The following is a 14,379-nucleotide window of genomic DNA, read 5'->3' on the forward strand; positions in this document are numbered from 1 at the left end:
AGGGCGCCGCACCGGTCAGTCGTTGATATCATGGTCAAACGTCCTGACTTGCCCATGTGGCAGCGCGAACATGCGCCGCAGAACTAGCCATGCGATCAACGACAAGGTGGCGAAGATCAAAAGCAGGACGGGCAGGTTCGGGGCCAAGCCGGGGATGACCAGAAGGATTCCGGTGATAGCCGCGCCGATAGCGAAGCCAAGGAAGATGAAACCTGGCAAGGCCACTTCCAGAATGCCCAGCGCCAGTGCGGCTGCCAGCCATACCCACCACGTCAGCCAGAACGGATCTGCCATCATTTGCCTCCCTTGAGCATTTTGAAGGCGTCGCCAAACGCTTCGAGCGCATTTGCGGGCACAACAATCGTCTGGCTGCCTCCGCTTTTGCCCATCGCATTCAATGCCTCAACTTGTTTCAGCGCAACCTGATACTGGGCGGCTTCGATCCCATTGTCCTGGATGGCCTTTGCGACGACGCCGGTTGCATAGGCTTCCGCGTCCGCCTGAACGCGACGCGCCTTGGCGGCTTGTTCCGCAGCATACAGCTCGGCGTCGGCCTGGAGTTCGACCGCGCGTTTCTGGCCCTCGGCTTCGGTTACCTGAGCGCGACGTGCGCGTTCGGCATTCAACTGCTGAAGCATGGCGTCGCGGGTCGCCTGATCCAGGTTTACGTCCAGAATTTCGGCGCGGGTTACCTCGATCCCCCAGTCGTCAACTGCGGTTTCGACGCTTTCTTGAATGCGTTCAATCAGTTGCGCGCGATTTGACTGAACTTCGTCCAGGTCCATTTTGCCGATTTCAGCCCGCACGATACCAGCGACGGTCGTTGCGATGGCGCCGTCGACGTCCCGAATGCGGTAGACGGTCTTTTCAGGCTCGAGGATACGGTAGAAGACCGAAGTATCGATCTGCACCAACACGTTGTCCTTGGTGATTGCATCCTGCGTCGCATTGGGCAGCTGACGTTCCAAGATGGATATCTTGTGGCGTGCAACGTCTAGAAAAGGAACGATAAAGTTGATCCCGGGGCCCAGCACAGAGTGGAGGCGTCCGAACCGTTCGACCACGTATTTCTCGGATTGTGGAACGATCTTGATACCCTTGAGGATGATGACGACGACCAAAGCCGCCCCAAGCAGGTAGATGATGTTCGATGATAGCAGTCCGATGATCTGGTCTTCGGTCATTTCTGTCCTCATTTTTTGTGTACGATGGTATACATTTGGGGATTGAAGGGCTAAATTTCAACTCAGCTATGAAATGAACCGAACAGGATATCCATGCAAGGTAATTGGGGCAAAGCGCGGAGATTTCGGGTTGTGGCTGCTTTGCATCCGCCGTTGATTGCGCTATCGGGGCGAAATGAAACTGATTATCGACACTGACCCCGGCATAGACGATGCCATGGCGATCGCCTACGCCGCCGCCGCTCCGGAAATTGACCTGATCGGCCTGACTACGGTCTTTGGCAATACGCATGTCCAGCAGTCCAGCCGGAACGCGCGGTTTCTGGCTCACAAGCTGGGGTTGGACATACCTGTGGCGCAGGGCGCAGCGTTTCCATGGGAAGCTGACGCACACACGCCCTCTAAGCACGTGCATGGGGATGAGGGTTTTGGCGATGTGGTCGATGTGCCCGAGATCGGCGCGAACCACGACCTGATCGCAGCCGAGTTCCTGGTCGAGATGGCCCGGCGTCACAAGAAGGACCTGACGGTGTGTGCGGTTGGGCCGCTGACCAACATTGCCGATGCGATGCGTCTGGATCCGGATTTTTCTCAGAACATCGGCCAATTGGTCATCATGGGCGGTGCAGTCTTCTGTCCAGGCAACATCACCGAACACGCCGAGGCGAACATCTATCACGATGCGAGAGCTGCAGATGAGGTGTTCGCCCAGACCGCTCCGACGGTTCTGGTAGGGCTGGATGTGACCTTGAAAACGCTCTATCGCGCGGCTGATTTCGAGGAACTGGCACGACGTGCGCCTCAAATCGGTGGATTTCTGAACGATATCTCTCAGTTCTATCTGAATTTCTACCGCGATGTTGCCGGGTTGGACGGCTGCGGTCTTCATGACTCGACGGCCGTCATCGCCTGTTCGCACCGTGCGATGTTCGAAACTCAAAAAACAGGTTTGAAGGTAGTAACCGAGGGGCCCGAGGTTGGGGCAACCCGGCCGGACCCGTCTCGCCCACCATTGCAGGTGTGCTGTGACGTCGTTGGTCAGCAGGTGGTGGACCTGTTCACGCAAAGGGTTGCCAGCTTGCCCTGACGGGTTGCATTGCGCGCGCCGATCGGGCAAAGCCTGCCCGGTTCAGCGACCCGAGGCGATGACATGACCCAGCGTTTCTCATTCGAATTGAAGGCCACCGACGGCAAAGCCCGCACCGGCGTGATCCACACGCTGCGGGGCGAGGTGCGCACGCCGGCCTTCATGCCCGTGGGCACGGCCGCGACGGTCAAGGCGATGATGCCCGAAAGCGTGCGGGCCACCGGCGCCGACATCCTGCTGGGCAACACCTATCACCTGATGCTGCGGCCCACGGCCGAACGGATCGACCGCTTGGGCGGCCTGCACAAGTTCATGAATTGGGAGCGCCCGATCCTGACCGACTCCGGCGGGTTTCAAGTGATGTCCCTGGCGGGCCTGCGCAAGCTGACCGAGAAGGGCGTGACCTTCAAATCGCATATCGACGGGTCCAAACACGAGCTGACACCCGAGCGGTCGATGGAGATCCAGCGCCTGCTGGGGTCGGATATCGTAATGTGTTTCGACGAATGCCCCGCCTTGCCTGCCGATCGCGACCGGATCGCCGAGTCGATGCGCCTGTCGATGCGATGGGCCGAACGGTCCCGCGAGGCCTTTGGCGATCGGCCCGGCCATGCGCTGTTCGGGATCATGCAGGGCGGGTTGGAGCGCGACCTACGCGAGGAAAGCGCCGAGGCGCTGAAGGCCATCGGGTTCGAAGGATATGCCGTTGGTGGCCTCGCGGTGGGCGAGGGGCAGGAGGCCATGTTCGACTGTCTGGACTATGCGCCTGATTTCCTGCCGACCGATAAGCCGCGCTATCTGATGGGCGTGGGCAAGCCCGACGACATCGTGGGCGCCGTGGCGCGCGGGATCGACATGATGGATTGCGTGCTGCCGTCGCGCTCGGGACGGACGGGGCAGGTGTTCACCCGCCGCGGGGTCGTGAACATCAAGAACGCCCGCCACGCCGACGATCCGCGTCCGCTGGACGAACAGTGCACGTGCCCAGCCTGCTCGAATTACTCGCGCGCCTACCTGCACCATGTATTCCGGGCCAACGAAATGATTTCGGGCATGCTGCTGACCTGGCACAATCTTCATTATTTCCAGGAGATCATGCAGGGCATGCGGGACGCCATCGCCGCCGGTGCATTCGAGGCCTGGCAGGCCGAGTTCCATGCTCAGCGGGCGCAGGGTGATATCGAGCCGCTCTAACGGGCGTGTTGGGCGACCCAAGTCAAAATCAGTGGATATGTTGCCGCGATGCCTTGCAGTCGGGGAAACCTCGGGCCATTCTGATTTCTACAGGTAAGGCGACGAGGTTGAAATGGGGCGGTCCGCGCCCCACCTTTATCGTCCGAGAAAGGAGATGGCCGACGGCTGCCTGAAACAGGGGTCAGTGCCATCTTGCCAATGATAAGGATAGAGCATGCAAGAGCCTCTTAATTCCTCATACCCCGTTCTGCCGCTGCGCGACATTGTCGTGTTTCCGCACATGATCGTCCCGCTGTTCGTGGGGCGTGAAAAGTCGGTGCGCGCGCTGGAAGAGGTGATGCAGGATGACAAGCAAATTCTGCTGTCCAGTCAAGTTGACCCTTCCGTCGACGACCCGACCCAGGACGGTATCTACCGCAGCGGCGTTCTGGCAAATGTCCTGCAGCTGCTCAAGCTGCCCGATGGCACGGTCAAAGTGCTGGTCGAAGGGCAGGCACGCGTCAAGATTTCGGAGTTCATTGAGAATGAAGAATTCTTTGAGGCCCGCGCCGAATACCTGACCGAAATTCCCGGCGACGTTACGACGACGCAGGCGCTTTTGCGCACTGTCGCCGATGAGTTCGAGCGGTACGCCAAGGTTCGCAAGAACATCCCGGAAGAAGCCCTGACCGCTGTCAGTGAGACAACCGATCCGGCGAAACTGGCCGATTTGGTTTCGGGTCACCTTGGCATCGAGGTCGAACAGAAGCAGGACCTGCTGGAAACGCTCAGCATCAGCGAGCGTCTGGAAAAGGTCTATGGCCTGATGCAGGGCGAAATGTCGGTTCTTCAGGTCGAGAAGAAGATCAAGACCCGCGTCAAGTCGCAGATGGAGAAGACCCAGCGCGAATACTATCTGAATGAGCAGATGAAGGCCATTCAGAAGGAGCTGGGCGATGGCGAGGACGGCGCGAACGAGATCGCCGAGCTGGAAGCCAAGATCGCCGAGACCAAGCTTTCGAAAGAAGCCCGCGAAAAGGCGGAAGGCGAGCTGAAAAAGCTCAAGAACATGTCGCCGATGTCGGCCGAAGCGACCGTGGTGCGCAACTATCTGGATTGGATCCTGTCGCTGCCTTGGGGCACCAAGTCTCGGGTCAAGAAAGACCTTGGCCGGGCGCAGCAGATCCTCGATGCCGATCACTATGGCCTCGAAAAGGTCAAGGAGCGGATCGTCGAGTATCTGGCGGTTCAGCAGCGCTCGAAGAAGTTGAAAGGCCCGATCATGTGCCTTGTCGGCCCTCCGGGCGTGGGCAAGACCTCGCTTGGGAAGTCGGTCGCCAAGGCCACGGGGCGCGAGTTCATCCGCATCTCGTTGGGTGGGGTGCGCGATGAATCCGAGATCCGCGGACACCGCCGGACCTATATCGGCTCGATGCCCGGCAAGATCATCCAGGCGCTGAAAAAGGCGAAAACCACCAACCCGCTGATCTTGCTCGATGAAATCGACAAGATGGGGCAGGATTTCCGTGGTGATCCGGCTTCGGCCATGCTCGAGGTGCTGGACCCGGAACAGAACAGCACGTTCATGGACCACTATCTTGAGGTCGAATACGACCTGTCGAACGTGATGTTCCTGACCACGTCCAACAGCTACAACATGCCTGGGCCGCTTCTGGACCGGATGGAGATCATTCCGCTGGCCGGCTACACCGAGGACGAAAAGCGCGAGATCGCAAAGCAGCACCTGATCTCGAAGCAGGTGAAGAACCACGGGCTGAAAGCCAAAGAGTTCGAGCTGACCGATGAGGCGCTGACCGCGATCATTCGCACCTATACCCGCGAGGCCGGTGTGCGGAATCTTGAGCGCGAGATTGCCAAGGTGGCGCGCAAATCGTTGACCCGGATCATCAAGAACGAGACCGACCGGGTTGTCGTGACGGCTGAGAACCTGCACGAGTTCCTGAGTGTACCCAAGTTCCGTTACGGTTTGGCTGAACAGGATGATCAGGTCGGCGTTGTGACCGGTCTGGCCTGGACCTCGGTCGGTGGCGACCTGCTGCATATCGAGGCGTTGAAGCTGCCAGGCAAGGGTCGGATGAAGACCACAGGCAAGCTGGGCGATGTGATGAAGGAATCCATCGACGCGGCTTCGTCCTATGTGCGGTCGATTTCGCCTCAGATCGGGGTCAAACCGCCGCAGTTCGACAAGATCGACATCCATGTGCACGTGCCTGACGGCGCGACTCCCAAGGATGGACCCAGCGCCGGCCTGGCGATGGTGACTTCGATCGTGTCGGTTCTGACCGGTATCCCGGTCCGCAAGGACATCGCCATGACGGGCGAAGTTTCGCTGCGTGGCAACGCCATGCCGATCGGCGGGTTGAAGGAGAAACTGCTCGCAGCTTTGCGGGGGGGCATCAAGACGGTGCTTATTCCGGAAGAGAACGAGAAGGATCTGGCCGACATCCCCGACAACGTGAAGGAAGGGCTGGAGATCATCCCGGTCAAGCACGTGTCCGAAGTTCTGGAGCGCGCACTGGTGCGCAAACCTGAGCCGATCGAATGGGACGAGGCCGCCGAAGAAGCCGCGGCCGCAGCGGCCAAGGCTTCGGATAACAGTGGACCATCAGCCACGGCGCACTGATCTGAAAACAACGAGAAGGGCGGGGAATAATCCTCGCCCTTTCTGATTCAAAGCCCGATTACGGGTTTTGATGGGTCCAGAACTTCTTCCTCGTCTATGTAGCGCTGGAATTTCTCAGGGGGTAGGGCGGACCGGACTGCGATCCAGAAAATCGTCGATGACAGCAGAGCGCAAAACAAGATGTCCCACCCGAACGGGATCAGGTGCAGCGCGCCGTCTCCGAACTGACCAAGAAACGAGATCAACCCAAGTCCAGCCAGATAGGGCGCGAGCCACAAGGCCTGATTGAGATCCATCTGCTCCAGGCGTCCCCGAAACCGCGCCAAAAGCAGGAGCAGCCCGATTAGAAGGGTGATGCCTAGGCGCCAGACAGTATCCCAGCCGCTCCAGTAGACGATCAGAGTTGCAATCGCAAAGGCCAGCATTCCGACAAAACCAACCGCTGGAACGCGGATCGAACGGGGCCTGTCTGGCAATAGGCTGCGCAGGCATACAACGGCGATGGGGCCGACGGCAAAGGACAGGACGATCGCTGCCCCGTTCAGGGCGATCACCGTCTCAAAAGGAATGGTCAAAAGGAAAAGGGTGCCAATCACGAAGTTGAGCACCAGCGCCCAGATGGGCACACCAAACGCCGACAGGTGTCGGATGCGCGCGGGCAGAAACCCGTTCTGCGACAGGGCCATCGCGATCCGAGCGTTCGAGCCGGTGGCCACGAGGGCGTTTCCGAACGGTCCGATCACCGAGCCGACGTTTAGGATGCTGATGAACCACAATATCCCAACGGACATTATGACCCCGTCCAAAGGGCCTTCTCCGGCAAAACTCAGCTTGGCCCAGCCCTGCGCCAGCATCTGAGGGTCGAGCGAGCCGATGAAAGCGATCTGCAGGCCCAGATAGATCGCCGCACACATGATGATCGACAATACAAGCGCCGCCGGAATGTCGAATTTCGGGTTTCGCACCTCGCCTGCCATGTCGACCACATGCCTGAACCCGATGAACGAGAAGATTACACCACCGGTCGAAACGGCGGCCATTATTCCCTTGAGCCCATACGGTGCGAACCCCTCGGGCTGCGTGAAGTTCTCGGCATTGAAACGTGAAAGGATCAGCACCACGGACAACAGGATTGGAATGGCCACTTTTGCGCTTGTTATCATTGTGTTGACCCGGGCAAAGAACTTTACGCCAAGCATGTTGATCAGGACGAAGAACACCATGAATGCCAAGGCCACAGCCTGTCCGGGCGCGGTCAGGTCACCAGATGGCGCATGCAGCCAGCGTGCATAGGGTGCGAGGTAGGACAGCATTGCCTCGACCTCGATCGGAGCGGTCGTATTGTACCCGATCCAGGCAGTCCAACCCATCGTCATGGCGACGATATTGCCGTGTGAAAACTGCGGAACCCGAGCAATCCCTCCGGGGATGGGTAACATGGCAGAGATTTCGGCGAATGTGATGGCCAGAATGAACATTGCGACGGCCCCGATGACCCAGGACAAAACGGCCGCGGGGCCTGCGTGCTGAACGGCCAGAAGCGGCCCGAACAGCCATCCTGAGCCAATGATTCCTCCGACAGATATGAATGTCAGACCCACCAGGCCGATGTCGCGCTTTAGTTCGGCCATGCATGTCCCTGATTGCCATGCCGGTGCTTCACCGGCCCGAACTCAAGGATAGACGCCGAGTCTCATCCGTTTCAAGCGTTGAAAAAGAGAGGGAATGGTGGGTGATAAGAGATTTGAACTCCTGACATCTTCGATGTGAACGAAGCGCTCTACCACTGAGCTAATCACCCGTAGGGCGGCGTATTACAGTGCTTTTTATCCGGCTGCAAGAGGGGAGATGGCTGGAGTTCTTAACCTCTTCAGGCATGAGGATATCCTGCGCCAAGCTGTGAAATCGACACGGTCATTCTGAGGCGTCGGCTCGTGTTGCAGGTAGTCGTTCCTACGAAAAGGCCCCGGAAATCCGGGGCCTTGTCCATTCGAGAATCGCGCCGTTTCTAGAGGATGAAGTCGTCCGCTGTCAGGTCAAGGAGGCCATTCAAGCGGATGACCATCTCGGGCGATTTGTCCCCGTCGGTGTCGATGAAGACCAGGGTCCTGTCCGAAGCCGTTCCGCGAGAATCGATCTGCTTGTAGTAGATCTCACCTTCATCCGCAGTCGAGAACGGCGTCGTTCCGTTGAAGGTGAAAGCATCATCGCCATCCAGAACCGTGCTGGCGTCAATTCCGCTGAGGTCAATCTTGTCCACGCCGACTTCGAAATCGGTGATGACATCCGCCGAGCCTGCGGATTTTGAGCTGTCCTTTATCGTGTTGAACACGAAGGTATCGGCATCGTCGCCACCGGTCAGGAAGTCTTTTCCGGTTCCTCCGGCCAAGATATCTTGACCGGTGCCGCCCAGCAGTTTGTCGGATCCTGTTCCGCCTGTCAGAGTGTCATTTCCTTGACCGCCTTCCAGTGTGTCCCTTCCTTCCAGGCCGTTGAGTGTGTCGTTTCCATCATTACCCTGCAGGATGTTGGCTTTTTTGGACCCGGTTATCTGGTCAGCTTGAGCGGTCCCGGAAACGTTTTCGATGCGTTGCAAAGTGTCAACGCCGTACCCGGTGTCCTGCGCCTCGATATTCGACAGATCAACAGTGGCAGCCCCGGTGCCGAGGAAGCGAATCCAGTCGCTGCCACCACCTCCGTCCAGAACATCGTTTCCGTCCGCGTCCTGCGCAAGGATGTTGTCCTTGCCGCCGCCGCCAAGAACCGTATCGGCACCAGTGTCACCAGACAACGTATCGTGGCCACCGCCGCCGCTGAGTGTATCTTCACCCTCGGCGCCGTAGATGGTGTCGGAACCACCGCGACCCTGCAGGACGTTGCCAACCTCGTTTCCGAGGATGGCGTCCCCACCGTTGCCGCCAATCGCGTTCTCGATGACGACAGAATTGGCGATTGTAAAACCGCCGCGAACACCTTCGGCGGATGATACTGCACCTCCAGCGTCGTCCCCCTCGAGGTCGGCGTCGTTCAGGTTGATCGTCACTGAACGCCCGACACCGGCGGCCGAAAGTGTGTCGATTCCGCCAGTATCCCAAATTGAGGTCCAGGCCGTTCCGACCTTGTTCGATCCTTTGATCTTGTACACGTCGTTTTCGGTGTTGTGCTGCTGGGTGCCGTAGATCGCCTGCAGTGCTGCGATGTCCAACGCCATTGGCGAGGCAGTGCCGCCGATATCGTAGTAGTGCAGGGGGAACCTTTCGGGGTAACCCGAATTGTAGGACATGATCGTGTAGACGCCCTGATTTTGTCCGTCCGTCCCGAAGTCGTCAAAGGGTTGGGTAACCCCGGGAAAGACCGAGGAAGAACCGCCGTCATCATGGGGGTGAGTTAACCCCATGCCATGTAGAATTTCATGCAGTACCGTCGCGAAGCCTTCACCGCCCTTACGCAAAGCAGCCTTGCTCCACAAAACGGTATCGTACGCAAACAGGCCAAACAGCGCATCCAAACCGAGTGAGCCGGACAGCAGAGGCGTATCGCCCGGCACTTGGTGAAACCCGATCGAACCTCCCAGGGTGTCTTGGGTCACCACGCCATAAGTCAGGTTCACCTGGTTGATGGTGCCATTGGGCGCGAGAAAGTTTGTCTCGGTGAACTCAATGGGGATGATCGTTTCGATCAGGTCGAATGCTGCCCGAATTGCGCCTTCATGTACTTTGCAAACAGTTGATCCCCAAGGGTGCCGTCATCAAACGAATATGTAAGCGTTCCAGCCGGGGCCTCCGATATTGGTGCTGAGATCCCAGGATGTCCCCCAGAACAATCCGTCTACGTAGGTAAGCCCGGTCGGGTTGGCGCCCGGACTGGTTGTATTGGCAATCGACATAGAAAATTATCGCCTTCTTTGGTGTTCAACTGGTTTCAGTATTTTTGGGGCCTCTAGCAGCCCCCTGTTTGCTGAGCGCGATCATGGTGGAGGGTATCGGAAAGTACCATGGAGGAATTCCCGGCCTCTGAATTCTTTCAGGGACTCTTCTCTCGTGGACGTGCCAGAAAGTAAATAGTTCCCAGATGGTTGTGGCTCGATTGGGTCAAGACTTCGGCAAAACCGTGTCGTCAAGTAAACGTCGGGGCAGTGGATAAGTCGGGTCTACACAGCGAGTGGGCTTTCCCCTTCGGTTCGAGCAAGGCTCCTGCGGACAAACCAAAAAGCAATCTTTCAATTCGACAGCCTATGCGGGAGCGCAGTCTGGCAACCGCAATTGAGCACGCTGGCCGGTGGAAAGTCCGGCGAGTGCCGGTTCACGCAACGGTGCGCGCCGGCGCTATCCCAAAGGAGCATGCCAAACGCGCTCGCAAACAAATTTTCCCGTTCCTGCAAAAAACTTGAAAACGCCGCTTGACGATGCCCGGGCGTGGCCATAATACACCCCAACGTTCAGCAATGAACGGGCAGCGGGCGGTTGTAGCTCAGTTGGTTAGAGTACCGGCCTGTCACGCCGGGGGTCGCGGGTTCGAGCCCCGTCAACCGCGCCATCGCTGCCAGCCTTTGATCCGGGCAAACGGATCGACATAGACCCTAATGCGCGGTTGTAGCTCAGTTGGTTAGAGTACCGGCCTGTCACGCCGGGGGTCGCGGGTTCGAGCCCCGTCAACCGCGCCACTTCTCCTCAAAAGTCTTTGCGTTCCCTGTGGACACAGGGTTGCTTTTCTGGACAATCGGTCCCGGCAGGTAGCACGCAGTCGGGGTTTTCGATGGTCAGCTTGAACCGCGTCGTCATGGTTCGGGAAAGCAAGAAATGGGTACGGAGTCTGGGGCCGGAGGCGCTGGACTGCGCCGAAATTTCGGGAAAATGGGGAACGCAATTCGGATTTCGCAGCCATACCCAGATCTGGCATCGTAAACACGATATCTGCAAAGGCCCGCTGACGGATGACCGCGGGGACGTTCGTCAGTTCGATCTGATCCTGGCCAATCAGGTCTGGGAACATCTTGACCGGCCCTATGAAGCCACACTGAACGTGCTCGAAATGCTGCGGCCGGGAGGGTGGTTCTGGTTGGCCGTGCCGTTCTTCATCCCGTTCCATGCCGCTCCGCACGACTGTTCGCGTTGGTCGGCGCGGGGATTGCGCAACCTGCTGACCGAATGCGGCTTTGATCCGGAAAGTATTCAGGCTGCGCAATGGGGCAACCGTCAGGCGGCTTTGCGGAACCTCGAACCGGTCTGGCCGCCCGTCTATGACCCTGAAACCGACAGTCTGGAAAACGACCCGGATTTTCCGATGTGTGCCTGGGCCATGGCGCGAAAGCCCGAAGACGGGTGACCCAAGGCGGAGAAAATCTGCTCGTTCACACTTTGTTCTAACTTTTCGGTTGGAGACTCAGCGTCGCTCGCCTATCTCTAGGACACTTGTGTGTTGGGGGCCTGAATGGCTGAGCTGAAGAATATCGAGGTGCGCGGCGCGCGCGAGCACAACCTGAAAAACATCGACGTGGACATTCCGCGCGATCAGCTGGTTGTCATCACGGGCCTGTCCGGGTCGGGCAAGTCGTCGCTGGCGTTCGACACGATCTATGCCGAAGGCCAGCGCCGCTATGTCGAGAGCCTGTCGGCCTATGCGCGCCAGTTTCTGGACATGATGGAAAAGCCCGATGTGGATCACATCAGCGGCCTGTCGCCGGCGATCTCGATCGAGCAGAAGACCACGTCGAAGAACCCGCGTTCGACCGTGGGAACGGTGACCGAGATCTATGACTATTTGCGCCTGCTGTTCGCGCGGGCAGGCACGCCCTACAGCCCCGCCACCGGTTTGCCGATCGAAGCCCAGCAGGTTCAGGACATGGTCGATCGGATCATGGCGATGGAGGAGGGCACCCGCGGCTATCTTCTGGCGCCCATCGTTCGTGACCGTAAAGGTGAGTACAAGAAAGAGTTTCTGGAACTGCGCAAGCAGGGGTTCCAGCGCGTCAAGGTCGATGGCCAGTTCTACGAACTGGACGAGCCGCCGACGCTGGACAAGAAGTTCCGCCATGACATCGACGTGGTTGTTGACCGGATCGTCGTGCGCGAGGGGATGGAGACCCGCCTGGCCGACAGCCTGCGCACCGCGCTGGACCTGGCCGATGGCATCGCGATTCTGGAGACCGCCCCGCGCGAGGGCGAGCCCGAGCGCATCACGTTCTCCGAGAATTTTGCCTGTCCTGTCAGTGGGTTCACCATCCCCGAGATCGAGCCGCGCCTGTTTTCGTTCAACGCGCCCTTTGGGGCTTGCCCGGATTGCGACGGGCTGGGGGTCGAGCTGTTTTTCGATGAACGGCTTGTGGTGCCCGATCAGACCTTGAAACTGTATGACGGCGCACTGGCCCCATGGCGCAAGGGCAAGTCGCCCTATTTCCTGCAAACGATCGAGGCGATCGCGCGCCACTACGAGTTCGACAAGAACACGCCGTGGAAGGACCTTCCGGCGCATGTGCAGCAGGTGTTTCTGCATGGCTCGGGCGATGATGAAATCCAGTTCCGCTATGACGAAGGCGGACGGGTCTATCAGGTGACCCGCAGCTTTGAAGGCGTTATCCCGAACATGGAGCGCCGCTATCGCGAAACCGACAGCGCGTGGATCCGCGAGGAATTCGAACGGTATCAGAACAACCGTCCTTGCCACACTTGCGAGGGCTATCGCCTGCGCCCCGAGGCGTTGGCCGTCAAGATTGCAGGGCTGCATGTCGGTCAGGTGGTCGAAATGTCGATCAAAGAGGCTCTGGCCTGGGTCGGGGACGCGCCGAACCATCTGAGCGCCCAGAAAAACGAGATTGCCCGCGCGATTCTGAAAGAGATCCGTGAGCGGTTGGGGTTTCTGAATAACGTTGGTTTGGAATACCTTACGCTGTCTCGTTCAAGTGGTACCCTGTCAGGCGGCGAAAGCCAGCGCATCCGGCTGGCCAGCCAGATCGGCTCGGGCCTGACCGGCGTGCTTTACGTGCTGGACGAACCCTCGATCGGGTTGCATCAGCGCGACAATGACCGCCTTTTGGGCACGCTGAAGAACCTGCGCGATCAGGGCAACACCGTGATCGTCGTCGAGCATGACGAGGAAGCCATCCGCGAAGCCGACTATGTGTTCGACATCGGCCCCGGTGCCGGCGTGCATGGCGGGCAGGTGGTCAGCCACGGCACGCCCGAGCAGATCGCGGCCGATGCGGCCTCGATTACAGGGCAGTATCTGTCGGGGGTTCGGGAAATTCCGGTGCCCGCCGAGCGGCGCAAGGGGAACAAGAAAAAGGTAACGGTTGTAAAGGCTTCGGGCAACAACCTCAAAGACGTGACGGCCGAGTTTCCGCTGGGCAAGTTCGTCTGCGTGACCGGGGTGTCGGGCGGCGGCAAGTCGACCCTGACGATCGAGACGCTGTTCAAGACCGCCTCGATGCGTCTGAATGGTGCGCGTCAGACGCCTGCGCCCTGCGAAACGATCAAAGGGCTCGAACATCTGGACAAGGTGATCGACATCGACCAGCGGCCCATCGGGCGCACGCCGCGGTCGAACCCGGCCACCTATACCGGCGCCTTCACCCCGATCCGCGACTGGTTCGCCGGGCTGCCCGAAGCCAAGGCGCGCGGCTACAAGCCCGGGCGGTTCAGCTTCAATGTCAAGGGCGGGCGCTGCGAGGCCTGCCAGGGCGACGGGGTCATCAAGATCGAGATGCACTTCCTGCCCGACGTCTATGTCACCTGCGAGACCTGCAAGGGCGCGCGCTACAACCGCGAGACGCTCGAGATCAAGTTCAAGGGCAAGTCCATCGCCGACGTGCTGGACATGACGGTCGAGGACGCGCAGGAGTTCTTCAAAGCCGTACCCTCGATCCGCGACAAGATGGATGCGCTGGCACGCGTGGGGCTGGGCTACATCAAGGTCGGCCAACAGGCCACGACCCTGTCGGGCGGCGAGGCGCAGCGGGTCAAGCTGTCGAAAGAATTGGCAAAACGGTCGACGGGCCGGACCCTGTACATCCTTGACGAACCCACAACCGGCCTGCATTTCGAAGACGTGCGCAAGCTGTTGGAAGTGCTGCATGAATTGGTCGACCAGGGCAACACGGTCGTGGTGATCGAACACAATCTGGACGTGGTGAAAACCGCCGACTGGATCATCGACATCGGCCCCGAGGGTGGCGATGGCGGCGGCGAGATCGTGGCGGTCGGCACCCCGGAAGAGGTGGCCGAATGCGAGCGTAGCCACACCGGGCGATACCTCAAGCCGCTGCTGAACCCAGAACGCGTGGCGGCCGAATAGGC

The 14,379-nt window shown here is 59.2% G+C and carries 9 protein-coding genes and 3 tRNA genes; 7 read left to right on the plus strand and 5 right to left on the minus strand.

Features of this window, described 5'->3' with window-relative positions; genetic code table 11:
* Positions 1-15: 15 nt before the first annotated feature.
* Entirely contained in the window at positions 16-294 is a 279-nt protein-coding gene (locus GOW72_RS12220) for an NfeD family protein (protein ID WP_093962948.1), read from the minus strand.
* Complete coding sequence (locus GOW72_RS12225) at positions 294-1,184, minus strand: SPFH domain-containing protein (protein WP_170338815.1); 891 nt, start codon at positions 1,182-1,184, stop codon at positions 294-296. Before GOW72_RS12225 ends, GOW72_RS12220 begins: the two co-directional genes overlap by 1 nt.
* Positions 1,185-1,359: 175 nt before the next feature.
* Between GOW72_RS12225 and GOW72_RS12230 the strand changes: the two genes are divergently transcribed.
* The 3 genes from GOW72_RS12230 (at position 1,360) to lon (ending at position 6,088) form a co-directional block, all read left to right on the plus strand.
* Positions 1,360-2,271 (plus strand): nucleoside hydrolase, encoded by a 912-nt coding sequence (locus tag GOW72_RS12230; RefSeq protein ID WP_170367033.1) that lies wholly within the window; start codon positions 1,360-1,362, stop codon positions 2,269-2,271.
* A 63-nt stretch (positions 2,272-2,334) separates the two neighbouring features.
* On the plus strand, positions 2,335-3,465 hold the full coding sequence (gene tgt, locus GOW72_RS12235; RefSeq protein WP_170367034.1) for a tRNA guanosine(34) transglycosylase Tgt: 1,131 nt from the start codon (positions 2,335-2,337) through the stop codon (positions 3,463-3,465).
* Positions 3,466-3,679: 214 nt separating this feature from the next.
* Entirely contained in the window at positions 3,680-6,088 is a 2,409-nt protein-coding gene (gene lon, locus GOW72_RS12240; RefSeq protein ID WP_170367035.1) for an endopeptidase La, read from the plus strand.
* Positions 6,089-6,135: 47 nt separating this feature from the next.
* On the opposite strand, the gene GOW72_RS12245 is transcribed toward lon, so the two are convergent.
* The 3 genes from GOW72_RS12245 to GOW72_RS12255 form a co-directional block, all read right to left on the minus strand.
* Positions 6,136-7,719: an APC family permease gene (locus tag GOW72_RS12245; RefSeq protein WP_170367036.1), complete on the minus strand. Its 1,584-nt coding sequence runs from the start codon at positions 7,717-7,719 to the stop codon at positions 6,136-6,138.
* A 95-nt stretch (positions 7,720-7,814) separates the two neighbouring features.
* Positions 7,815-7,889: transfer RNA gene (locus tag GOW72_RS12250), tRNA-Val, on the minus strand.
* 207 nt (positions 7,890-8,096) lie between these two features.
* Entirely contained in the window at positions 8,097-9,698 is a 1,602-nt protein-coding gene (locus tag GOW72_RS12255; RefSeq protein ID WP_170367037.1) for a M10 family metallopeptidase C-terminal domain-containing protein, read from the minus strand.
* 849 nt (positions 9,699-10,547) lie between these two features.
* On the opposite strand from GOW72_RS12255, the gene GOW72_RS12260 reads away from it, so the two are divergent.
* From GOW72_RS12260 to uvrA, 4 genes are all read left to right on the plus strand, one after another.
* Positions 10,548-10,624, plus strand: a tRNA-Asp gene (locus GOW72_RS12260).
* A 50-nt stretch (positions 10,625-10,674) separates the two neighbouring features.
* Positions 10,675-10,751, plus strand: a tRNA-Asp gene (locus tag GOW72_RS12265).
* A 92-nt stretch (positions 10,752-10,843) separates the two neighbouring features.
* A complete protein-coding gene (locus GOW72_RS12270) occupies positions 10,844-11,413 on the plus strand; it encodes a methyltransferase domain-containing protein (protein ID WP_170367038.1) in 570 nt (189 codons plus the stop codon).
* Between the two features lie 105 nt (positions 11,414-11,518).
* The gene (gene uvrA, locus GOW72_RS12275) at positions 11,519-14,377 is read left to right on the plus strand and encodes an excinuclease ABC subunit UvrA (RefSeq protein WP_170367039.1); all 2,859 of its coding nucleotides are present in this window, start codon (positions 11,519-11,521) and stop codon (positions 14,375-14,377) included.
* The last annotated feature ends 2 nt before the right edge of the window (positions 14,378-14,379 follow it).

The sequence above is a fragment of the Ruegeria arenilitoris genome, from assembly GCF_013032855.1.
Lineage (GTDB): Bacteria > Pseudomonadota > Alphaproteobacteria > Rhodobacterales > Rhodobacteraceae > Ruegeria > Ruegeria arenilitoris.

Bases quoted from the DNA above. Each gene is read 5' to 3' on its own strand.
- GOW72_RS12220 (WP_093962948.1), bottom strand. From the start codon at position 294: ATGGCAGATCCGTTCTGGCTGACGTGGTGGGTATGGCTGGCAGCCGCA.
- GOW72_RS12225 (WP_170338815.1), bottom strand. From the start codon at position 1,184: ATGACCGAAGACCAGATCATCGGACTGCTATCATCGAACATCATCTAC.
- GOW72_RS12230 (WP_170367033.1), top strand. From the start codon at position 1,360: ATGAAACTGATTATCGACACTGACCCCGGCATAGACGATGCCATGGCG.
- tgt (WP_170367034.1), top strand. From the start codon at position 2,335: ATGACCCAGCGTTTCTCATTCGAATTGAAGGCCACCGACGGCAAAGCC.
- lon (WP_170367035.1), top strand. From the start codon at position 3,680: ATGCAAGAGCCTCTTAATTCCTCATACCCCGTTCTGCCGCTGCGCGAC.
- GOW72_RS12245 (WP_170367036.1), bottom strand. From the start codon at position 7,719: ATGGCCGAACTAAAGCGCGACATCGGCCTGGTGGGTCTGACATTCATA.
- GOW72_RS12270 (WP_170367038.1), top strand. From the start codon at position 10,844: ATGGTCAGCTTGAACCGCGTCGTCATGGTTCGGGAAAGCAAGAAATGG.
- uvrA (WP_170367039.1), top strand. From the start codon at position 11,519: ATGGCTGAGCTGAAGAATATCGAGGTGCGCGGCGCGCGCGAGCACAAC.